This window comes from Streptomyces sp. NPDC001848 (assembly GCF_042891915.1).
GTDB lineage: Bacteria > Actinomycetota > Actinomycetes > Streptomycetales > Streptomycetaceae > Streptomyces.
Genome location: NZ_JBIATP010000003.1, coordinates 374,646 through 393,730, shown reverse-complemented (window position 1 = coordinate 393,730; position 19,085 = coordinate 374,646). Strand labels below are relative to the sequence as shown.

Below are 19,085 nucleotides of genomic sequence, written 5' to 3'. Positions count from 1 at the left end.
CATGGCCCTCGCACTGCTCCGGCGTCGGCGGCCCCGGGGCGCCTCAGCCGAGGCGGCGGGCCTCTCGCTCCCCCTCCCGCCCGGCGCGGGCGCAATCGCCCGTGAGATCGTCGACCCGATGGGCTCGCCGATGGCGTCCGCGGACGTCACCGTCACCGCCCTGGACACGCACCGCGTCGCGGCCCGTGGCACGACCGACCCGTACGGCTTCTTCGTCGCGGCGCTGCCGCCCGGCCACTACAGCCTGCTGGTCTCGGCGGAGGGCCTCAGGCCGCACCACGAGACCGTCGAGCTCGTGGCGGGCACGGTGGCGCGCACCGAGCGGGTCTGGCTGCAGCCGGCCGAGGCCCAGCAGCTGCCGATGCCGGGCGCCTGGCTCTTCGACCCGCCGCACACGGCGATCCGCTTCATCGCCAAGCACGTCGGCATGGCCAACGTCCACGGCCGCTTCGAACGCTTCGACGGCGGCATCCAGATCGCCCAGGACATGACGCAGTCCCGCGTCCACGTCCGGATCGACGCCTCCAGCATCAACACCGGCAACAACACGCGCGACAACCATCTGAGGTCCGCCGACTTCCTGGACGTGGAGCGCTTCCCGTACATCGACTTCACCAGCACGCGCTTCGCCTACCGGGGCGGCAGCAGGTGGACCCTGCAGGGTTCCCTCACGATGCACGGCGTGAGCCGGTCGGTCGCGCTCGACACCACGTACCTCGGCATGGTGAACGGCGGCTACGGCGAGGAGCTGCGCTGCGCGGCCCTGGCCAAGGCGGAGCTGCACCGTGAGGACTTCACCCTGAACTGGCGCTCCATGCTGGCCCGCGGCATCGCGGTGGTGGGCCCGACGGTGCAACTGGAGCTGGACGTCCAGGCGATGTACCGCACCCCCGACACGCCGACACCGCCGGAGTAGGGAACCGCGGGCGGCGGCCGGCGCGAGCGCCCCGGTGAAGGACCCTCAGTCCGGTGCGGTAGGGTTTACCCGCGCGATCTCGCGGAACACGCGAGAGGGCGACGGGACGTGGCGCAGCTTGGTAGCGCACTTGACTGGGGGTCAAGGGGTCGCAGGTTCAAATCCTGTCGTCCCGACAGTGGGAGCGGATGCTTCCGCCGGTGGGGGCTCTCTTCGAGAGGGCCCCCGTAGTGGCGTCCTTGGTTTTCCCGCGCGGGCGCCCGGTCTCCGTCCTCACATCATAGGTTGATCATGTGCCCGGCCAGACCGTGCAACGCGTCCTGGACGGCCTCGCTCAGCGTGGGGTGCGCGTGCACGTTCCGCACGAGCTCGGTCACCGTCAGGTCCCATTTCTGAGCCAGCGTCAGCTCGGGGAGCAGTTCCGTGACGTCCGGCCCGATCAGGTGGGCACCCAGGAGTTCGCCGTGGCGGGCATCGCTGATGAGCTTCACGAAGCCGGCCGTTTCGCCCAACCCGTGCGCCTTGGCGTTCGCGGTGAAGGGGAACTTCGCGACCCGGATGTCGAATCCCTCGCTCCTGGCCTCGTTCTCGGTCCAGCCGAAGCTCGCGATCTGGGGCCGGCAGAAGGTGGCGCGGGGAATCATGCGGTAGTCGAGCTCCATGGTCTCGGCGCCCGCGATGGTCTCCGCGGCGATGACACCCATGGCCTCCGCCGTGTGCGCGAGCATCAGTTTGGCCGTCACATCGCCGATGGCGTAAATGTGCGGCTGGCTGGTGCGGCACCGGCCGTCGACGTCGATCGCGCCGCGATCCGTGAGCCGGACGCCCGCGTTCGCCAGCCCGTATCCGGCCGTACGGGGCTGGAAGCCCGTGGCCTGGAGCACCTTCTCCGCCTCCAGTGTCCTTTCCTGGCCGGCCTGCGAAACGACGACGCGCACGCCGTGCGGGGTCTCCTCCATGGACTCCACGCGGGTGGAGGTCATGACCGTGATGCCCTGCCGGCGGAACTGCCGCGCCAGCTCCGCCGAGACCTCCTCGTCCTCCAGGGGAGCGATCCGGTCGAAGAACTCGACCAGCGTGACCTGGACGCCGTAGGCCCGCAGCAAGTAGGCGAACTCCACCCCGATGGCGCCGGCGCCCGCGATGACGATGCTGGCCGGCAGGGTGTCGGAGAGGATCTGCTCCTCATAGGTCACGACACGTCTGCCGAGACGGGTGCCCGGCAGCAGCTTCACGGTCGAGCCGGTGGCGATGACGCAGTGGGCGAAGGTGAGCGTGGCCTCTTCACCGGACATCCGGACGTTCATGGTGTGCGGGTCGATGAACGACCCCTGGCCCTCGAACTGCGCGATGCCGTTCTTGCGCATGAGGTAGCCGACACCCTTGGCCCGCCCGTCGGCCACCTTGCGGCTCCTGAGGTATGCCGCCCGGTAGTCGAGGCCGACCTGCCCGTCGAACTTCAGGCCGTAGGTGTCCGCTTCATGGACGACGAGGTGCGCCAGTTCCGCGTTCCTCAACAGCGACTTCGCCGGGATGCAGCCGATGTTCAGGCAGATGCCGCCCCAGAACCGTCCTTCGACGACGGCGGTCCTCAGGCCGAGTTGGGCGGCGCGAATGGCCGCCACGTAACCGCCCGGGCCTGCCCCCAGGACCACGACATCGAACTCTGGGTTCATGGCTCGACCTTACCGTCGAATCAGGATTTCGCCCGCTGAGTCAGGTTCGTGCATTACGGCGACACAGGCGGTCAGGACCGGGCTCCCGCCCGCGGAGCCCGGTGGTGCGCCGGTCTCAGATGACCTCCGTCTCCGTGCGGCCCGGCATGCCCCAGAGGGTGTGGTAGCTGCCCTCCCGGTCGACGCGCCGGTAGGTGTGGGCGCCGAAGTAGTCGCGCTGGCCCTGGGTGAGCGCGGCCGGCAGGCGGTCGGCGCGCAGGGAGTCGTAGTGCGACAGCGCGGCGGAGAACGCGGGCACCGGCACGCCCCGGCGGGCCGCCGTGGCGATCACCTCGCGCCACGGCACCTGCGCCTCGGCGATCTCCGACGCGAAACCCCCGTCCGACAGCAGGCTGACCAGGCGGGGTTCGGCCGCGTAGGCGGCACGTATGCGGTCCAGGAAGGCGGCGCGGATGATGCAGCCGCCGCGCCAGATCTTCGCGACCGCCCCCAGGTCGATCTTCCAGCCGAACTCCTTGGCCGCGTCCAGGATCATCTTCCAGCCCTGGTCGTAGGCGATCAGCTTGGACGCGTACAGGGCCTGCTCCACCTGCGCGGTGAAGCGCTCCGCCTCGTACGGGGTCAGTTCCCAGTTGGTGCCGCCGGGCAGCCCCCGGTAGGCGGCGCGCAGCGCGGACTGGCCCGAGGCGGCGCGGGCGAAGGTGGCCTGCGCGATCGCCGTCACCGGCGAGCCCAGCTCCAGCGCGGTCTGCACGGTCCAGCGTCCGGTGCCCTTCTGCCCGGCCGCGTCGGCGACGACGTCCACGAAGGGCCTGCCGGTCGCCGGGTCCACATGGGACAGCACCTCCGCCGTGATCTCGATCAGATACGAGTCCAGGCGGCCCTTGTTCCACCGGCGGAAGATCTCCGCGATCGCCGCGGGGGAGTACCCGGCCACCTGGCGCAGCAGGTCGTAGGCCTCGCCGATGAGCTGCATGTCGGCGTACTCGATGCCGTTGTGGACCATCTTCACGAAGTGCCCGGCGCCGTCGGTGCCGACATGCGTCGCACACGGTTCGCCGTCCACCTTCGCGCTGATCTTCTCCAGCATCGGGCCGAGCGCGGCGTACGACTCCGGTGAGCCGCCGGGCATGATGCTGGGCCCGTTGAGCGCACCCTCCTCACCGCCGGAGACCCCCACGCCCACGAAGTGGATGCCTCGCTCGCGCAGCGCCCGCTCACGGCGACGGGTGTCGGCGAAGTGCGCGTTGCCACCGTCGATGATCATGTCGCCGGGCTCCAGGAGCGGGGCGAACTCCTCGATCACGGCGTCGGTCGCCGCTCCCGCCTGCACCATGATCATCAAGCGGCGGGGCCGCTCCAGCGCCGCCACGAACTCCTCGGCCGTCTCGGCGGCCACGAACATGCCCTCGTGCCCGAAGTCATCGATGAGCGCCTTCGTCCTGGCCGGGGTGCGGTTGTGCACGGCGACGGTGTATCCGTTGCGCGCGAAGTTCCGGGCCAGGTTGCGGCCCATCACGGCGAGCCCGGTGACGCCGATCTGCGCGGTCGCCTGCATGCTGTGCTCCTTGGGTCCGGATCCGTCGCCCCCGCGTGCGGGGCGGGCGCGGCGGATGTCGCTCGGTACGGCTCGTACCGCCGTACCGATGTACGGACGGCGGGGCGGGAGTTGCTCACCGCCCGCGAGCCGGACCGTGCGGGGCCGGGAGCCGGGTCATGCCCCCACGACGTGCAGGGAGGCCCACAGCGCCACCACCGCGCCCGCCAGCGCGGTCGGTACGGTGATCGCGCCCAGACGCGTGAACTCCTTCAGGTCGACGCCGTGGTCGTGCTGGTGGACGATCCGGCGCCACAGCAGGGTGGCCAGCGAGCCGGCGTAGGTGAGGTTGGGGCCGATGTTCACGCCCAGCAGCACGGCGAGCACCGCTCCCGGGCCCGACGGGGCGGCCAGCGGCAGCAGCACCAGGACCGCGGGCAGGTTGTTGATCAGGTTGGCCAGGACGGCCGCCAGAGCCGCGACGCCGAGCAGCGCGGGCAGGCCGGAGCCACCGGGGATGACCTGGCCGAGGGCGCTCGCGAGACCGTTGTCGACCACCGCGCGCACCACGACGCCCAGCGCCAGCACGAACGCCAGGAAGGACGGCGCCGCCGCGCGCACCACCGTCAGGGGGGTGGCCCGGCGCCTGAGGAGTCCGCGCACGGCCAGCACCAGCGCCCCGGCCGCCGCCGACCACGCCGGGTCGATGCCGAACGCGGAGGCGACCACGAACCCCGCGAGCGTGCAGGCGAGCGTCACCAGCGCGAACAGCGGCAGCTTCGGCGGCTCGCCGTGGTCCTCTTCGGTGGCGCCCGCGTCCAGGTCGTGGTGGAAGAAGCGCCGGAAGACGACGTACTCGACGGCCACCGCCACCAGCCACGGCAGGACCATCAGCGCGGCGAAGCGGGTGAAGCTCAGCCCGGCCGCGCCGAACGCGAGCAGGTTGGTGAGATTGGAGACCGGCAGCAGCAGCGAGGCCGTGTTCGACAGATGGGTGCAGGCGTACAGGTGCGGCTTCGGTCGGGCGCCCATGCGGGCGGCGGTGGCGAACACGACGGGCGTGAGCAGCACGACGGTGGCGTCCAGGCTGAGCACCGCGGTGATCAGCGAGGCGAGCGCGAACACCGCGGTCAGCAGCCGCCCGGGACGGCCCGCCGCCCAGCGCGCCATCCACGCGCCGCAGGCCTGGAACAGGCCCTCGACGTCGCAGAAGTGGGCCAGTACCAGGACGGCCGCGAGGAAGCCGACGACCGGGCCGAGGCGCTCGGCCTCGGCACGTGCGTGGTTCAGGGAGATGGCGCCGGTCAGGATCACGATCCCGGCGGCCGGAACCGCCCAGACGGCCTCCGGCAGCTTGAAGGGACGCACCACCGCGCCGGCCAGGACGGCGACGAGGAGGAGGACGGAGAGAGCCTCGGCGAGCGGGGGGTTCAGGGTTCGGTCCTTCCGCGAAAGGATCGGCGGTGCGCGTCCATCACACCAGATCCGTCTGTGGCGCTCTGACCCGAGGCACCCTCACGAGGGCGCGGGCTCCCTTCCCGGGCCACGGTCACGGGCGCGCACGCAGTCTCCAGCCGTGGTCCACCGGTCCGATGCCGGCGCCGAGCGCGAAGCCCGCCGCGATCGCCTCCGTCACGTACTCCTTGGCCTGCCGCACCGCGTCGGGCACCGTGAGGCCTTGCGCGAGACCGACGGCGACGGCCGAGGCGAGGGTGCAGCCCGTGCCGTGGGTGTGGCGGTTGTCGTGGCGCGGGGCGCGCAGCCAGTGTTCCTCGCCCCCGTCGGTCAGCAGGTCCGTGGCCTGACCGGGCAGGTGCCCGCCCTTCACCAGCACCCACCGGGGCCCGTACGCCAGCAGGCGGTCGGCCGCGCGGCGCATGCCCGCCTCGTCGGTCACCGAGATGCCGGTCAGCTCCGCGACCTCGTCCAGATTGGGCGTCGTCACCGTGGCGAGCGGCAGCAGCCGGGTCCGTACGGCGTCCAGGGCGTCGTCGGCGAGCAGCCGGTCCCCGTGCTTGGAGACGCTCACCGGGTCCACGACGACCGGCGCGGACACGTCCGCGAGCAGGTCGGCCACCGTCTGGACCAGCGCGGGCGAGGCGAGCATGCCCGTCTTGACCGCCTGTACGCCGATGTCGTCGACGACGCTGCGGTACTGGGCGCGCACCGCCTCCACCGGCAGCTCCCATGCCCCCTGCACTCCCACCGAGTTCTGCGCCGTGACCGCGGTGATCACGCTCATCCCGTGGGCGCCGAGCGCCAGCATGGTCTTGAGGTCGGCCTGGATGCCGGCGCCGCCGCCGGAGTCGGAGCCGGCGATGGTCAGGACACGGGGCGGCGCGGTCATGCGCGGCCCTCCTCTCGGACGCGCAGCGGGGCGTAGAGCGTGAGGGCGACCAGGAACGCCACGTAGTAGGAGACGTCGGCGCCGTGCAGCGCGTGGGCGACCGGGCCCACGTACAGGCCGGTGTCCATGAACGGCACCGCCGCGGCGAAGGCGCCGACGAACGCGAGGAGCGGCGGCCACGGGGAGCGCGGCCGGGCGGTCTCGGCGGCGAGGTCGACCGCGGTGCCGCGCCGCACCAGCCAGTCGACGACGACGATCGCCACGAACCCGGGGATCCAGTAGCTCACGAACAGCAGCACGTTCTGGAAGCGGGCGGTGGTGTTCGCCGCGTGCATCCACAGCACCAGCGGGAAGCCCAGCAGCACGGCGAGGGCGGCCGCCACCGGACGCGGCAGGCGGACCCCGACGGTCTGCAGCGCCAGGGAGCCGCTGTAGTCGTTCATCGCGTTGCTGGCGAGCGCCGCCAGCGCCACGGCCAGCAGCCCGAAGGCGCCGGCCGCGCCACCGCCCAGGACATGGTCCACGCCCGCGGCCGTCTGGTCGGTCAGCACCGAGGCGCCCCACAGCCCGAGGACCTGCACGGCCAGGAAGGACACCACCAGACCGAGCAGCGTGCACCAGAACATCCGGGCGCGTGAGGTGGTGCGCGGCAGATAGCGGCTGAAGTCGCTGGCGTACGGCGCCCAGGACAGTGACAGGCTGAGCGCGATGGTGCTGGTCAGCACGAAGGCGCCCGCCCGGTCCGCGCCGTGCGCGGTGCCCGTCCAGGCGGGGTGCACGCTTCCCTGCATGCGCAGGGCGATCAGCGCGAACGCGGCCGCCAGCACGAACGTCATGACGATCTGCAGCCGGTGGATCGCCTCGTAGCCGAGGACCCCGAGGGCTCCCTGCGCCAGCATCACCACCAGGGCGCCCAGCCAGAACGGCCAGCCCGCGAGCCGTGCCAGCGCGTCCCCGCCGAACAGCCCGATCAGCGCGTCCCAGGCGATCGAGGACAGCCACTGCAGCACCCCGGGCAGCACCACCGCACGGCCGAACGCCAGCCGGGCGAGCGGCAGCTGGCCGGCTCCGGTGCGGCTGCCCCAGGTGCTCAGGTAGGCGGTGGGCACCGCGCCCAGCACCGTGCCCAGGACGACGGCGGCGAGCGCGGTGGTGAAGTCCAGGCCGAGCGCGATGCCGATGGTCCCGGTGAACACGCCGGTCATGGTCAGATTGGGTGCGAACCACACGGTGAACAGCCGACCCGCCCCGCCGTAACGATTCGTCTCGGGGACCGGCTCGATGCCGTGCCCCTCGACCCTGAGGTCGCCGGGAGCGGTGGGCATCCGCCCGTCGAAGACGGTGCTCCGGCCGCCGGTGGGCAGTCCGCCCGAGACATGCGCCGATGGCATGAAAGACATCCCTCCGCCAGTACGAACTGGTTCAGGTTCGACGGGTGTGATCTCAGCCCGCAGGTGGGCACCCCGTGTCCGGTACGGCGGCAAGACTAACCCGAGGACCGGAATCAGCCATACGCAAGGGCCGCTGCCCGGTCAGCGGCCCTGGACGTGTCGTGCCGGCGCGTCAGCGCCGGGTGTAGACGAAGCCGATCTTGTCGACCTCGTCCCCGGCGCGCCCGTGGAACCCCGCGATCTGCCAGCCCCAGGGCGCCGTACGGGTCACGCAGTCGGAGGTGGTGGTGCCACCCGCCAGGCTGCGGCCCAGGTTGGTCGTGAACTTCGCGGAGAAGATCCTCGAGTGGCCGTCGTACTGACCCTCGCACAGCTGTGCGCTCGTCACGTACTCGTCGCTGCCCAGGGCGAGTGCGGACGCCGTGCCGCCGGTGCCGCCGTGGACGAGCGTGGTGCCGCCCGCCAGCGTCAGGCCGACCTGGTCGACACGGGAGCCGCTGCGCAGCGATATGCCGGTCGCGCGGGCGCCGGCCGGGACGCTGTCGATGTCGTTGTAGTAGTCGCCGTGCGGGCCGCCGAACTGGTCGCTGAGCTGGAAGGCGGAGTCGCGCGCCCAGCTGAACGTGGCGGTGATCGGGTCGTGGTCGGAGAGCATCTTGCCGTCGTCGGTGAGGAACTCGGCGTGCTCGTTGTTGTAGGCGGTGGCCTTGAGGGAGACCAGCTTGCTACTCCGGTAGAGGATCTTGTCGACGACCTCGCAGCTGTTGGTGACCGCGTTCTCGTCGCACAGCAGCGGGTCGCTGCCCTTGACGGGCGGGGTGCCGCCGCGTACCAGCTGGACCCAGGCGTCGGTGAGGCCGTTGGCGGCGGCGAACTCGGCGATCGTGTCGCCGGAGCGCGTGTAGCGGGTGTTGGTGTCGCCCATGACGACGACGGCGTTGCCCGCGGAGTGGGTTGTGATGAAGTCCGTCAGCTGGTTGAGGTTGTCCGCGCGCGAGGCCAGGTCGCCGTCGTTCGTCCCGGCGTTGGTGTGCAGGTTGTAGAAGTCGACGTAGACGCCCTCGGCCAGGCGCTCCCGCATGAACGTGAAGCCCTTGGGGGTGAGGCAGTCGCCCGAGTCGTACTGGCACGAGTTCCAGTGCACGCGCTCGAAGTCGTCGGTGTCGTAGGGGATGCGGGACAGCGTGTTGAGCCCGCTGCCGACGCCGGCGCCGCCACTGGTGGGCGTGCGGTACGGGTGGGAGTCGGCGGCGTACAGGTACGCGTGGTAGTTGAAGTCCTCCTGCACCTGGACGATGTCGTACGGGCCGAGCCGCGAGCCGATCGCCGTGGTGCTCGGCCGGCGCGGTGTCGGAGCGCTGGAGAGGCCCTCGGGCAGGCCGGCGACGTTGTAGCCGAGCACGCTGAACGTGCCCGAGTCGGCCGCCGCCGCGGTGGGCGCGGTGGCCGTGAGTCCGCCGAACGCGGCGGCGGCCGCCGCGAGGGTGGCGAGGAGTCTGCGCATGGGGAACGGCTCCTGGGGGTGGCGAAGGGAGTGTTGCGCGCATGCCAAAAGTAGCGGCGAGGGACCGCTGGGGGAACGCGCTTTCTGCGGTCCGGGTGAAGATTTCACCAGGCGGTCGCCGGGGAGTCGACGACGCCGAGCGGCGCGGGCGGTGTCCACGGCGCCCGGTGGGGGACGGCACGGGGCGCGGGCTGCCTGACAACTGGTCCTCGGCAGGCCCGCGGGCCACCCTCACGCCGCGTGCTCCCGCACCTCCTCCGCCAGCTTCTTGTCGAGTGCCGCGCGCACCAACGCCGCTGCCAGCACCGCGGGTTCGGTGTCCTTCGCCAGCTTCACCAGCTTCTCCGGGTCCTTGGGCAGCCCCAGCCGCTCCGCCCCCGACAATGCCTTCGCGTCGAGGTAGGGTGCCACCTCCGGCCACACGCGCTGCACCTCGCGCAGGAAGATGTCCGCGCCGGCCGGGCCGATACCCGGTATCTCCTGCAACAGCCGGCGCAGGGCGGCGACATCCCCGTCGGCTTCCTTCCGCAGCCGCCGCAGGTCTCCGCCCCAACGCTCCCTCACCAGTTCGGCTCCCTGGCCGAGTTGGGTCGCCGTCCGCTCGTCGTAGCGCCGGTAGCCGCCCCGCCCCAGCGCGTCGACCCGCTCCTGCCAGTCCGCCTCCGTCATGCGGCGCGGATCCTTCAGACCCGCCTCCTCGAGCGCCCGCACCGTGGCGAGGGCGATCGAGGAGCGGATGCGGGCACTGAGCAGCAGCGCCATCAGCAGCAGTCGGTACAGCGGCTGCGGGGCGTCCTTGAGCCGGATCCCCGCCTCCTCGGCGTAGGTCTGACCGTGTTCGCCGACGAGTTCCCCGATCACCTCGGCGGCTCTGTCGTCGCGGCCCATGGCGGCCTCACCGTGACGCCTTGAGCGGGTCGTGCCCCAGTGTCATGAGCCGGTGGCGCCGGTGCTCGTCCTCGGCCTGCGGCTCGTTCTCCACGTCCACCTCGGAGGTGACCGTGTCCACCACCTTGCGCATCACCCGGACGTCGTCGTCGGTGAGATCGGTGCGCCGCTTCTGCAGGATCGACAGGACGTGCCGCCCGGTGGGCGTGCCCGCCTCCTCCGGCAGCGGCTCGCTCTCCTCCTCGGCGTCCCGGACCCGCAGCCAGGCCGCGAGTTCCTGGGAGGTCATGTTCACCACCCGGTGAAAGTCCTCCCACAGCGCGTCCATCTCCAGGGCGTCGGTCATGGCGTACTCCTCTCCACCCTCGACGGTTCGGCTCCGCGCCGGCTCACTCCTCGCGCGGCCAGTTCTCGGCCTCGAACATCCAGCGCTGCTTCTCCAGCTCCGCGGTGATCCCGATCAGCAGGTCCTGCGTGACGGGATCCGGCTCCGCGGTGGCGTCGATCCGCTTGCGCAGCCGCCCGATCGCCGCTTCCAGCGACTCCACCATCAGACCCACGACCTCGGTGTCGCGCAGCCAGCCCTCTTTGGCGCCGGGCAGGCCGTAGACGGACGCGATCGTCTCCGGGCGGCCGTCCGGCGGCACACCGAGCGCGGAGGCACGCTCGGCGACCGTGTCGGCGTACGAGCGTGCCGTGGCGACCACCTCGTCGAGCTGGAGGTGGATCGAACGGAACCGGGGTCCGACGATGTTCCAGTGGGCCTGCTTCCCGACCAGGGACAGCCCGAGCAGATCCACCAGAGTCTCCTGCAGGGCCTCCCCGGTGACCCGGCGTGCGGGCTCGGGCAGCGTGCTGTGCACCACGGTCATCGGGCGCTCCTCCTTGTCGTCGGTCGGTCTCTCGTGGCACGGAGCAGTTCGGCGCGCTCCTGCTCGCCGGTGCCGCCCCACACGCCCGCCGTCTGCCCGCTGCCCAGCGCCCAGTCCAGGCACTCGCCCATCACGGGGCAACGGCGGCAGACGCGCTTGGCGGCGGCGGTCTCCTCGACGGCCGGTCCCGCCGTCCCGACGGGGAAGAACAGCTCGGGGTCCTCGCCCACGCATGCCGCTTGCCGCAACCACTCCATGGGCGCCCGGGTCCCCAGGACGGATCAGGTGAAACCCGACGGGACGGCGCCCGCCTTCCCTCACGTCGCAGGTGAGCTTCCCGGCGACCGCCCGGCGGTCTATAGTCCGAAACTAGCGGTGCTAATTAACTGGCTCCGCACCATCGTCGAGGCCGGTCAGGAGTTCCGTGGTGCGTACCGTCCACTTCGCGGCAGCCCGCCGCACCCCCATCGGCAGGCTGCGCGGCGCCCTGTCCTCCGTGCGGCCCGACGACCTCGCGGCCACCGTGATCCGCGGCCTGGTCGCGGACGTGCCCGCGCTCGACCCCGCCCGCATCGACGACGTCTACTGGGGCGCCGCCAACCAGGCCGGCGAGGACAACCGCAACGTCGCCCGCATGGCCGCCCTCCTCGCCGGCCTGCCCGAGTCCGTCCCGGGCGCCACGGTCAACCGGCTGTGCGCCTCCGGCCTGGAGGCGGTGACGACGGCCGCGCGCGCCATCGCCGCGGGCGAGGCCGACATCGTGCTCGCGGGCGGCTCGGAGTCCATGAGCCGGGCCCCCTTCGTCCTGCCCCGCCCCGACGAGGCCCTCCCGCACCGCGTCGAGACCGCCGACACCCGCCTCGGCTGGCGGCTGGTCAACCCGGCGATGAAGGACCTGCACGGGTTGCTGTCCATGGGCGAGACCGCCGAGGAGGTCGCGAAGCGGTACGGCATCCCACGCGAACGCCAGGACGACTTCGCGCTGCGCAGCCACCGGCGGGCGGCCGAAGCGCGCAAGAACGGGCTCTTCGACGCCGAACTCCTGCCCGTGACGCGGCCCGACGGAGTCGTCGTCACCGCCGACGAAGGCGTCCGCGAGGACACGTCGTACGAGAAACTCGCCCGCCTGAAGCCGGTGTTCCGCGAGGGCGGCACCGTCACCGCGGGCAACGCCTCACCCATGAACGACGGCGCCGCGGGACTAATCCTCGTCAGCGAGGGGGTCCTGAACGAGCTGGGCCTCGACTCCCTCGGCCGGTACGTGGCCGGGGCCTCGGCCGGCGTGCACCCGGACGTCATGGGCATCGGCCCCGTCCCCGCCACCGAGAAGGCCCTGGCGCGGGTCGGCTGGTCGATCGGCGACATCCAGGAGGCCGAGCTCAACGAGGCGTTCGCCGCCCAGGCCCTCGCCTGCACCGACCGGCTGGGCCTCGACCCCGAGCTGGTCAACCCGACCGGCGGCGCCATCGCCCTCGGTCATCCCCTCGGCTGCTCGGGCGCCCGCATCCTGACCACCCTCCTGCACCGCATGCGCCGCACCGGCGCGTCCCGCGGCCTTGCGACGATGTGCGTGGGCGTGGGGCAGGGCAGCACGGTGCTCGTCGAACGTCCGCAGGCATAGGGGAAGCGGGGCAGACGCGGGGTCGTCGAGGGGCCGCCGAACCGAGGGCCCATCTGGCGAGACGCCCCTGACGGGGGCCGGATGCGTGGGCATAGCATCGGTCCCCGCATGAACACAATCACGCTATGGGACATATCGCCGTGGGGGTTCGCCGCGCTGGCCGCCGCCGCGCTGCTCGTCGGCTTCTCCAAGACGGCCGTGAGCGGCGCCAACACGGTCAGCCTCGCCATCTTCGCCGCCGTCCTGCCCGCCCGGGCCTCGACCGGCGTCCTGCTGCCGATCCTGATCGCGGGCGACGTCCTCGCCGTCCTCACCTACCGCCGCCACGCCCACTGGCCCACCCTGTGGCGCCTGTTCCCGGCGGTCGCCGCGGGCGTCGTGCTCGGCACACTGTTCCTCGTATGGGCCGACGACGGCATCGTACGGACGTCGATCGGGGCGATCCTGCTGCTGATGGCGGCGGTCACCGTGTGGCGCCGCCGGACCGCCGAGCAGGAGGACGACCCCGACGCGGTGATGACCCGGGCCGGCCGGATCAAGGCCCGCTCCTACGGCGTCCTCGGCGGTTTCACCACGATGGTCGCGAACGCGGGCGGCCCGGTGATGTCGATGTACCTGCTCTCGGCCGGCTTCCGCAAACTCGGCTTCCTCGGCACCTCTGCCTTCTTCTTCCTGATCGTCAACGTCTCCAAGGTGCCCTTCAGCGCCGGTCTCGGCCTGATCGACGGCCGCTCCCTGCTGCTGGACGCGGCGCTCGCGGTGTTCGTGCTGCCGGGTGCCGTCATCGGCAGGTGGGCGGTGAACCGGATCGACCAGCGCCTGTTCGAGCAGCTGGTGATCGTCGCGACGGTGGTGGGCGCCGTCCAGCTGCTGCTGCCCTGAGCCGCGCCACCGGGCTACCCCAGCAGCGCGGGAAGGTCCGCGAAGGAGTCCAGAACGTGATCGGGCTCGCCGCTCGCGGCCCGGTGGGTCTCCGGCAGGTACTTGCCGGTCTTCACGAGGACCCCGGTCAGGCCGGCCCGCTGGGCGGCGAGAACGTCGGACTCGATGTCGTCGCCCACCATGAGCGCTTGGCCGGGGCCGACCCCGAGACGGGCCAGCGCCGCCTGGAAGAAGGCGGGTGACGGCTTGCCGGTGACCTCGGCCTCCGTCTGCGCGGCCTTCTCCAGGCCCAGCAGGAACGCCCCCGAATCGAGCTGCAGCCCGCGGTCGGTGCGCCAGTACAGGTTGCGGTGCATGGCGACCAGCCGGGCACCCCGCTGGAGGTGGCCGAAGGCCCGGTTGAGCGCCGCGTAGTCGAACTCGGGTCCTGCACCGCCGAGGACGACCACGTCCGGGACGTCGTCCTCGTCCTCCACGAGGGAGACACCGGTCAGGTCCTCCCGGATGTCACCGCTGGTGAGCAGCGAGCACCGCGCGCCGGGACAGTGCTCGGCCAGATACGCGGCGGTCACGGCGGGCGCGGTGAGGATGTCCTCGGCGGCCACGGGGAAGCCGGCCGCCGACAGGGTCTCGGCGATCGACGCGCGGGTGCGGGACGTCGTGTTGGTGACCAGGGAGACGGCCGGACCGGAGGCACGGATCTCCCGCAGCGCCTCGACCGCGCCCGGCAGCGGCTGCCACGAGACGGTCAGGACCCCGTCGATGTCGATGAGGACGGCACGCAACTCATCCATGCCAGGACGATAACGAGCCCGACGCCCCCACCGCCGCACGGCCCGCGGTACGTGAGCCGGGCGTGCCCGTACCCTCGACGTCATGTCCCCGCACGTCCTGGTCCTCGGCGGCACCACCGAGGCACGCGAACTCGCCGCGGCGCTGGCGTCCCGCCCCGCCGTCCGGGTGACCACGTCCCTGGCCGGGCGGGTGTCCCGGCCGGGCGCGGTGGAGGGTGACGTCCGCATCGGGGGATTCGGCGGTGCGCAGGGACTGGCCGACTGGCTGCGCGAGCACCACGTGGACGCCGTCGTCGACGCCACCCACCCGTTCGCCGCCGGCATCACGGCGAACGCGGCACGCGCGGCGGCGGCAACCGGTGTTCCCCTGGTGGTGCTGCGCCGGCCCGGCTGGAGCGCCGGGCCCGGCGACCGCTGGCACGAGGCGGCCTCACTCACCGACGCCGCGACCCTGCTGCCGGGGGTGGGGCGGCGTGTCCTCCTCACCACCGGCCGGCTGGGCCTCGCCGCCTTCGCGCACCTGACGGACCTCCACTTCGTCGTACGCTCCGTGGAACCGCCCGAGCCGCCCCTGCCGCCGGACATGCGACTGCTGCTGGCGCGCGGCCCGTTCACGGTCGAGGACGAGACGGCGCTGCTGCGCGAGCACCGCGTCGACGTCGTGGTGACGAAGGACAGCGGAGGCACGGCTACGGCGGCGAAACTCGCCGCGGCGCGACACCTGGGACTCCCGGTGGTCGTCATCCGCCGCCCGCCCCTGCCGCAGGGAGTGACGGCGGTACCGGACGTGCCCCGGGCACTGAACTGCCTGGGACTGGGCCCGCACTGACGCATCCGCCCGCCGGTCCGGTCGTACCGGAGTGACCGTCGAGCCCTGTTCGAAGAGCTTGGGGAAGCCTGCCGGGCGTCGCGACGGGGCGGACGTCGCCTGTAGGGCACTAATCCCGAGGACGCCTGCGCAGGAGATACGTGTCCATGATCCAGCCCTTGCGCTCCCGCGCCTGGGCGCGCAGTCGCCCGATGCGCTCGGCCGTCTCGGCGAGGGGGCCGGAGACGAGTATCTCGTCGGGCGTGCCGATGTAGGCGCCCCAGTAGATGTCGATGTCCTGGTCCGCGTACTTCCGGAACGTCTGGTGCGCGTCCAGCATCACGACCACGTCGTCGACCCCCTCCGGGAAGCCCTCCGCGAGGCGGCGGCCGGTGGTGATCTGCACCGGCCCGGCGACCCGGTTGAGTCCTGTGCGGTGCTTCGCGACCAGCGCCGAGACGCTGCTGACGCCCGGCACGACGTCGTAGGAGAACGTCACCGTGCCCCGCTCGAGGACCTCCTGAAGGATCCCGAGGGTGCTGTCGTAGAGTGCCGGGTCGCCCCACACCAGGAAGGCGCCGCTCTCGTCCTCGCCCAGCCCCTCGGCGATGAGCCGCTCGTAGATCCCGGCGCGCGCCGAACGCCAGTCACCGACCGCGGGGGAGTAGGCGGCACCGCCCGCGGCGCGGTCCCGCTCGGGATCGCGCGCCTCGACCAGGCGGTACGACCCCCGGGGCAGGTGTGCGTCGAGGATGTCGCGGCGCAGCTGTACCAGGTCGGACTTCACCTCGCCCTTGTCGAGGAGGAAGAACACGTCCGTGCTCTTCAACGCCTTCACCGCCTGCAGGGTCAGCTGGTCGGGGTCGCCCGCCCCGATGCCGATGACATGAATCTTTCGCACGCCCCGAGTCTGCCGTACGGCACGCTCGGTCCCCGCGGGCCGCCCCCCTATGGCCGCGCCCCACGCAGTCGGGGCGCCCACGCCCGCGCGTCGACGGACGCCGCGTCCCGCTCCACCACCGCCGCCAACTCCCGGGCCCAGCCGACCAGCCCGGCCACCTCCAGCCCGTACGGCCTGTCCCGTCCCGTCCCGGACGCCCACGCCTCGACGGCCCCGGCGCCGCGCCGCAGCAGCCGGGCGCCTCCGGTCACATTGCCCCGGGCCGCGTGCGTGAGACCGACCGCCAGCTGCGCGAGCCCGCGCCACAGGGCACGCTCCTGCGCGGGCCCCGACTTCCAGGCGTCCTCGAAGACCTCGTGCGCGTGAAACGGCTTTCCGGCCTCCAGCAGCGCCTGCGCCTCGGTGACGGTCTCCTCCGGGGTGCGCACGACGCCTTCCGGCTGGCGTGCCACGCCCTCCGCCCCGTACGGCAGGGGCCGTCCCAGACCGTCCCGTGGCCGCGCGTTGCGGGCCCGCCCTTCCGTGTCCCGGTCGCGTCCCCGGCCCGCCCGAACTCCCGATGCGTCGCTCATACCCCGATTGTCGCGCCGCACCTGCCTTCTTCGGGGCAGTGCCCGTCGTGGGGTAAAGTTCTGTCCGCGTGATCACGCGGGACCCGCGGGAGACGCATCGGGACGTGGCGCAGCTTGGTAGCGCACTTGACTGGGGGTCAAGGGGTCGCAGGTTCAAATCCTGTCGTCCCGACAGTGATGTCGGACATTTCCGCAGGCAGGGGCTCTCTTCGGAGGGCCCCTGGTGTTTGGCCGGGAGCAGGTCACGTCCGTCGGAGCGGCTTCCGCTCCCGGCGCGGAGCCTGAACGGGCTCGCATACGCCACCGGACGGACGCCGTTGCGGGTCCGTGGCCTCACCCGAACAGTCTCCAGGGCGCCGCCCGCCTCCGCCCCGACGTATCGGCCCTGTCCGCAAGTCGTCCCGGCGCCGTCCCGGGCGCGGAACGGCCGCTCGCGGTGACATTCCGGGATGCAGGGTGACCTTCCCGAACATAGCGTCGGCAGCGCACAGCGGGTGCCGGTTCGGCGTAGGAGGTCGGTCAGTCATGGGATCTCGAACCGAGCAGCACAGCCGTCCGCAGGGCTCGCCGCTGGTGCGGCGATGGCGTCAGGCGGCGGACCGGCATCTCACGCCTCTGCAGCGGTCGTTGCTGGTGACATGGATCTCCTTCGGGGTGACCTTCGGCACGCTGCGGATCATCACGCACGGCATCCGTGGCGGATGGCTGCCCTGGGGGAACGTCTCCGCGGGTGGCGAGCACCTGCACCACTACAACTTCGGCATCGCCACCCTCGCCGGCGTGGGCCTGGTCGCCGTGCGCGGTGACGAACGAGCCATTGGGCATCCCGCCGTGGCGGCCGCCTACGGGTGCGGGACCGCACTGATCCTCGACGAGTTCGCCCTGCTCCTGGACCTGCGGGACGTCTACTGGGCCAAGCAGGGCCGCGTCAGCGTCGACGTCTCCATCGGCTTTCTGTCCGCGCTCGGCACGTACCTGACCGCAAAACCCTTCTGGCACGAGGTCGGCCGGATCACGCGCCACCACATCGCCGCGACGGCCCGGCGGGGCGGACCGACGGCCGTCTGAGCGGCTTCGTGAGGTCGCGAGGAGGACTCCCATGAGCGCGACCCCGGGCGCTACGGACGGCACCGGCACCGGCGGGCGGCCGGACGGGGTACGCCCCGCACCGCGCAGGCCTCGCGCACGACTGCGGCTGTCGGGGGCCGATCCCTGGTCCGTCATGACGACCAGCTTCCTGATATCGCTCGCTCTCGGGGCCTGCTCGATCATGACCGTTGCCCTGCTGTGGGTGCTGCTGAGCGTGCTCAAAGCGGTGGCCTGGCGGTCGCTGGGCTGGGCGCTCGCCCTCACCACCGGCGTCGCGGTGCTCGAGGTCGCGCTGACCACGGCACTGGCGACCCTGGCTGCCTTCCTCTACAACATGTCGGCCGGCTTCGTGCGCGGGATCGAGGTGACGGTGACCGAGGACGAGTAGCGGTGGATCCGGAGGGCAGGCTGCGGGAGCATTCCGGGGTGAAGCGACGACAGGCGGTGACGGTCGGCGTCGATCTCGCCGCGAGCGCCCGGCGTACCGCCGTGTGCCGGATGATCTGGGGCCGCGGGCCCGGGGTGACGGCTGAGTTCCTCTCGCCGGAGGGTGACGACGGCCTGCTGGCCGTGATCCGGTCGGCCGACAAGACCGGCGTGGACTGCCCTCTCGGCTGGCCGTCGAGCTTCGTGGCCACGGTCGAGGCCCATCACCGGGGTGAGCGGCTGCCGCCTCCCGCCGGGTACGGGGAGCACGCGGACGGAAGGCCGGGGCTTGACCCACTGCGGTTCCGGCTGACCGACGACATCACCTGGAAGGCGACCGCCATGCGGCCTCCGCTGTCGGTGTCCACCGACCTGCTGGGTGTCGTGGCGCTGCGGGTGGCACGTCTGCTGGACGCTCTCGCGGCGACGGGGGTGCAGGTGCCCAGGGACGGCTCCGGACCGGTCGCCGAGGTCTACCCGGCTGCCGCGTTGCGGCGCTGGGGGATCCGTCCCACCGGCAGCTACAAGACGGCCGCGCCCGAGGCGCGGGCCGTCCGCGAGCACATCATCGCATCGGTCGAGGCCGGGCTGGGGGCGTCGCTGCCCGGGAGCGCCCGGGAACGGTGCGCCGACAGCCACGACCACCTCGACGCCCTCGTCTGCGCCCTGGTCGCCCGTGCCGTCCTGCTCGGGGACACCGTGGGGCCGCGTACGGTGGACGAGCGCGCCGCCGCGGCGCGGGAGGGCTGGATCCACCTGCCGGGTACGGACCTCGCCGCTCTCCCCCGCTGAACCGGCGCTGTCGCCGTCCAGCCGTTTCCGGCCGGCTCGAGAGGCCGGCCGGCTGCCGCGCGGCCGGTC

General features: G+C 72.3%; 20 protein-coding genes, 2 tRNA genes and 1 riboswitch. Of the genes, 9 read left to right on the top strand and 13 right to left on the bottom strand.

Going from position 1 to position 19,085, the window contains the following annotated elements; genetic code table 11:
- The first annotated feature begins 1 nt into the window (after nucleotide 1).
- Entirely contained in the window at nucleotides 2-916 is a 915-nt protein-coding gene (locus ACFYZJ_RS08030; protein WP_388564072.1) for a YceI family protein, read from the top strand.
- 102 nt (nucleotides 917-1,018) lie between these two features.
- Nucleotides 1,019-1,092 (top strand) — tRNA-Pro (locus ACFYZJ_RS08025).
- A gap of 102 nt (nucleotides 1,093-1,194) precedes the next feature.
- Here ACFYZJ_RS08025 and lpdA read toward each other — a convergent pair.
- The 10 genes from lpdA to ACFYZJ_RS07975 form a co-directional block, all read right to left on the bottom strand.
- Nucleotides 1,195-2,592, bottom strand: coding sequence for a dihydrolipoyl dehydrogenase (gene lpdA / locus ACFYZJ_RS08020; protein WP_388564070.1), 1,398 nt, complete (start codon nucleotides 2,590-2,592; stop codon nucleotides 1,195-1,197).
- Nucleotides 2,593-2,707: 115 nt separating this feature from the next.
- On the bottom strand, nucleotides 2,708-4,150 hold the full coding sequence (gene gndA / locus ACFYZJ_RS08015) for an NADP-dependent phosphogluconate dehydrogenase (RefSeq protein ID WP_388564068.1): 1,443 nt from the start codon (nucleotides 4,148-4,150) through the stop codon (nucleotides 2,708-2,710).
- Between the two features lie 156 nt (nucleotides 4,151-4,306).
- Nucleotides 4,307-5,563, bottom strand: coding sequence for an arsenic transporter (locus tag ACFYZJ_RS08010; RefSeq protein ID WP_388564542.1), 1,257 nt, complete (start codon nucleotides 5,561-5,563; stop codon nucleotides 4,307-4,309).
- A 115-nt stretch (nucleotides 5,564-5,678) separates the two neighbouring features.
- Nucleotides 5,679-6,476, bottom strand: a complete 798-nt coding sequence (gene thiD, locus ACFYZJ_RS08005) for a bifunctional hydroxymethylpyrimidine kinase/phosphomethylpyrimidine kinase (protein ID WP_388564066.1) — start codon at nucleotides 6,474-6,476, stop codon at nucleotides 5,679-5,681.
- Entirely contained in the window at nucleotides 6,473-7,867 is a 1,395-nt protein-coding gene (locus tag ACFYZJ_RS08000) for a purine-cytosine permease family protein (RefSeq protein ID WP_388564064.1), read from the bottom strand. Before ACFYZJ_RS08000 ends, thiD begins: the two co-directional genes overlap by 4 nt.
- Nucleotides 7,859-7,952, bottom strand: a riboswitch (TPP riboswitch). (Overlaps the previous gene by 9 nt.)
- 87 nt (nucleotides 7,953-8,039) lie before the next feature.
- The gene (locus tag ACFYZJ_RS07995) at nucleotides 8,040-9,371 is read right to left on the bottom strand and encodes a jacalin-like lectin (RefSeq protein ID WP_388564062.1); all 1,332 of its coding nucleotides are present in this window, start codon (nucleotides 9,369-9,371) and stop codon (nucleotides 8,040-8,042) included.
- Between the two features lie 231 nt (nucleotides 9,372-9,602).
- Nucleotides 9,603-10,259, bottom strand: a complete 657-nt coding sequence (locus ACFYZJ_RS07990; RefSeq protein ID WP_388564060.1) for an endonuclease — start codon at nucleotides 10,257-10,259, stop codon at nucleotides 9,603-9,605.
- A 7-nt stretch (nucleotides 10,260-10,266) separates the two neighbouring features.
- Nucleotides 10,267-10,605, bottom strand: coding sequence for a DUF3140 domain-containing protein (locus tag ACFYZJ_RS07985; RefSeq protein WP_388564058.1), 339 nt, complete (start codon nucleotides 10,603-10,605; stop codon nucleotides 10,267-10,269).
- Nucleotides 10,606-10,648: 43 nt separating this feature from the next.
- A complete protein-coding gene (locus tag ACFYZJ_RS07980) occupies nucleotides 10,649-11,131 on the bottom strand; it encodes a Dps family protein (protein ID WP_388564056.1) in 483 nt (160 codons plus the stop codon).
- A complete protein-coding gene (locus tag ACFYZJ_RS07975; RefSeq protein WP_388564054.1) occupies nucleotides 11,128-11,388 on the bottom strand; it encodes a WhiB family transcriptional regulator in 261 nt (86 codons plus the stop codon). Before ACFYZJ_RS07975 ends, ACFYZJ_RS07980 begins: the two co-directional genes overlap by 4 nt.
- A gap of 170 nt (nucleotides 11,389-11,558) precedes the next feature.
- Between ACFYZJ_RS07975 and ACFYZJ_RS07970 the strand changes: the two genes are divergently transcribed.
- Nucleotides 11,559-12,752 carry a thiolase family protein gene (locus ACFYZJ_RS07970; protein WP_388564052.1) on the top strand — a complete coding sequence of 398 codons (1,194 nt, stop codon included), beginning with the start codon at nucleotides 11,559-11,561 and terminating at the stop codon, nucleotides 12,750-12,752.
- A 108-nt stretch (nucleotides 12,753-12,860) separates the two neighbouring features.
- Nucleotides 12,861-13,634, top strand: a complete 774-nt coding sequence (locus ACFYZJ_RS07965) for a sulfite exporter TauE/SafE family protein (protein WP_388564050.1) — start codon at nucleotides 12,861-12,863, stop codon at nucleotides 13,632-13,634.
- A gap of 14 nt (nucleotides 13,635-13,648) precedes the next feature.
- Here the strand turns inward: ACFYZJ_RS07965 and ACFYZJ_RS07960 are convergent, their stop codons facing one another.
- Nucleotides 13,649-14,428 (bottom strand): HAD-IIA family hydrolase, encoded by a 780-nt coding sequence (locus ACFYZJ_RS07960; protein ID WP_388564048.1) that lies wholly within the window; start codon nucleotides 14,426-14,428, stop codon nucleotides 13,649-13,651.
- 82 nt (nucleotides 14,429-14,510) lie between these two features.
- Between ACFYZJ_RS07960 and ACFYZJ_RS07955 the strand changes: the two genes are divergently transcribed.
- The gene (locus tag ACFYZJ_RS07955; RefSeq protein WP_388564046.1) at nucleotides 14,511-15,257 is read left to right on the top strand and encodes a cobalt-precorrin-6A reductase; all 747 of its coding nucleotides are present in this window, start codon (nucleotides 14,511-14,513) and stop codon (nucleotides 15,255-15,257) included.
- 109 nt (nucleotides 15,258-15,366) lie between these two features.
- Here ACFYZJ_RS07955 and cobF read toward each other — a convergent pair whose 3' ends face one another.
- Together cobF and ACFYZJ_RS07945 are read right to left on the bottom strand one after the other, a co-directional pair.
- Nucleotides 15,367-16,137, bottom strand: coding sequence for a precorrin-6A synthase (deacetylating) (cobF, locus tag ACFYZJ_RS07950; RefSeq protein ID WP_388564044.1), 771 nt, complete (start codon nucleotides 16,135-16,137; stop codon nucleotides 15,367-15,369).
- A gap of 47 nt (nucleotides 16,138-16,184) precedes the next feature.
- On the bottom strand, nucleotides 16,185-16,709 hold the full coding sequence (locus ACFYZJ_RS07945) for a DUF309 domain-containing protein (protein WP_388564042.1): 525 nt from the start codon (nucleotides 16,707-16,709) through the stop codon (nucleotides 16,185-16,187).
- A gap of 98 nt (nucleotides 16,710-16,807) precedes the next feature.
- Here ACFYZJ_RS07945 and ACFYZJ_RS07940 point away from each other — a divergent pair.
- The 4 genes from ACFYZJ_RS07940 (at nucleotide 16,808) to ACFYZJ_RS07925 (ending at nucleotide 19,016) form a co-directional block, all read left to right on the top strand.
- Nucleotides 16,808-16,881, top strand: a tRNA-Pro gene (locus tag ACFYZJ_RS07940).
- A 353-nt stretch (nucleotides 16,882-17,234) separates the two neighbouring features.
- Nucleotides 17,235-17,777: a hypothetical protein gene (locus ACFYZJ_RS07935; protein WP_388564040.1), complete on the top strand. Its 543-nt coding sequence runs from the start codon at nucleotides 17,235-17,237 to the stop codon at nucleotides 17,775-17,777.
- A 31-nt stretch (nucleotides 17,778-17,808) separates the two neighbouring features.
- Entirely contained in the window at nucleotides 17,809-18,186 is a 378-nt protein-coding gene (locus ACFYZJ_RS07930; RefSeq protein ID WP_388564038.1) for a DUF3566 domain-containing protein, read from the top strand.
- A 38-nt stretch (nucleotides 18,187-18,224) separates the two neighbouring features.
- Nucleotides 18,225-19,016, top strand: a complete 792-nt coding sequence (locus ACFYZJ_RS07925) for a DUF429 domain-containing protein (RefSeq protein WP_388564036.1) — start codon at nucleotides 18,225-18,227, stop codon at nucleotides 19,014-19,016.
- The last annotated feature ends 69 nt before the right edge of the window (nucleotides 19,017-19,085 follow it).

Excerpts from the sequence above, each read along its gene's own strand:
- ACFYZJ_RS07975 (WP_388564054.1), bottom strand. The coding sequence starts at position 11,388 with ATGGAGTGGTTGCGGCAAGCGGCATGCGTGGGCGAGGACCCCGAGCTG.
- ACFYZJ_RS07955 (WP_388564046.1), top strand. The coding sequence starts at position 14,511 with ATGTCCCCGCACGTCCTGGTCCTCGGCGGCACCACCGAGGCACGCGAA.
- ACFYZJ_RS07995 (WP_388564062.1), bottom strand. The coding sequence starts at position 9,371 with ATGCGCAGACTCCTCGCCACCCTCGCGGCGGCCGCCGCCGCGTTCGGC.
- ACFYZJ_RS07965 (WP_388564050.1), top strand. The coding sequence starts at position 12,861 with ATGAACACAATCACGCTATGGGACATATCGCCGTGGGGGTTCGCCGCG.
- thiD (WP_388564066.1), bottom strand. The coding sequence starts at position 6,476 with ATGACCGCGCCGCCCCGTGTCCTGACCATCGCCGGCTCCGACTCCGGC.
- lpdA (WP_388564070.1), bottom strand. The coding sequence starts at position 2,592 with ATGAACCCAGAGTTCGATGTCGTGGTCCTGGGGGCAGGCCCGGGCGGT.
- ACFYZJ_RS07990 (WP_388564060.1), bottom strand. The coding sequence starts at position 10,259 with ATGGGCCGCGACGACAGAGCCGCCGAGGTGATCGGGGAACTCGTCGGC.
- ACFYZJ_RS08000 (WP_388564064.1), bottom strand. The coding sequence starts at position 7,867 with ATGCCATCGGCGCATGTCTCGGGCGGACTGCCCACCGGCGGCCGGAGC.
- ACFYZJ_RS07980 (WP_388564056.1), bottom strand. The coding sequence starts at position 11,131 with ATGACCGTGGTGCACAGCACGCTGCCCGAGCCCGCACGCCGGGTCACC.
- ACFYZJ_RS07985 (WP_388564058.1), bottom strand. The coding sequence starts at position 10,605 with ATGACCGACGCCCTGGAGATGGACGCGCTGTGGGAGGACTTTCACCGG.
- ACFYZJ_RS08030 (WP_388564072.1), top strand. The coding sequence starts at position 2 with ATGGCCCTCGCACTGCTCCGGCGTCGGCGGCCCCGGGGCGCCTCAGCC.
- gndA (WP_388564068.1), bottom strand. The coding sequence starts at position 4,150 with ATGCAGGCGACCGCGCAGATCGGCGTCACCGGGCTCGCCGTGATGGGC.
- ACFYZJ_RS07935 (WP_388564040.1), top strand. The coding sequence starts at position 17,235 with ATGGGATCTCGAACCGAGCAGCACAGCCGTCCGCAGGGCTCGCCGCTG.
- ACFYZJ_RS07945 (WP_388564042.1), bottom strand. The coding sequence starts at position 16,709 with ATGAGCGACGCATCGGGAGTTCGGGCGGGCCGGGGACGCGACCGGGAC.
- ACFYZJ_RS07930 (WP_388564038.1), top strand. The coding sequence starts at position 17,809 with ATGAGCGCGACCCCGGGCGCTACGGACGGCACCGGCACCGGCGGGCGG.
- ACFYZJ_RS07960 (WP_388564048.1), bottom strand. The coding sequence starts at position 14,428 with ATGGATGAGTTGCGTGCCGTCCTCATCGACATCGACGGGGTCCTGACC.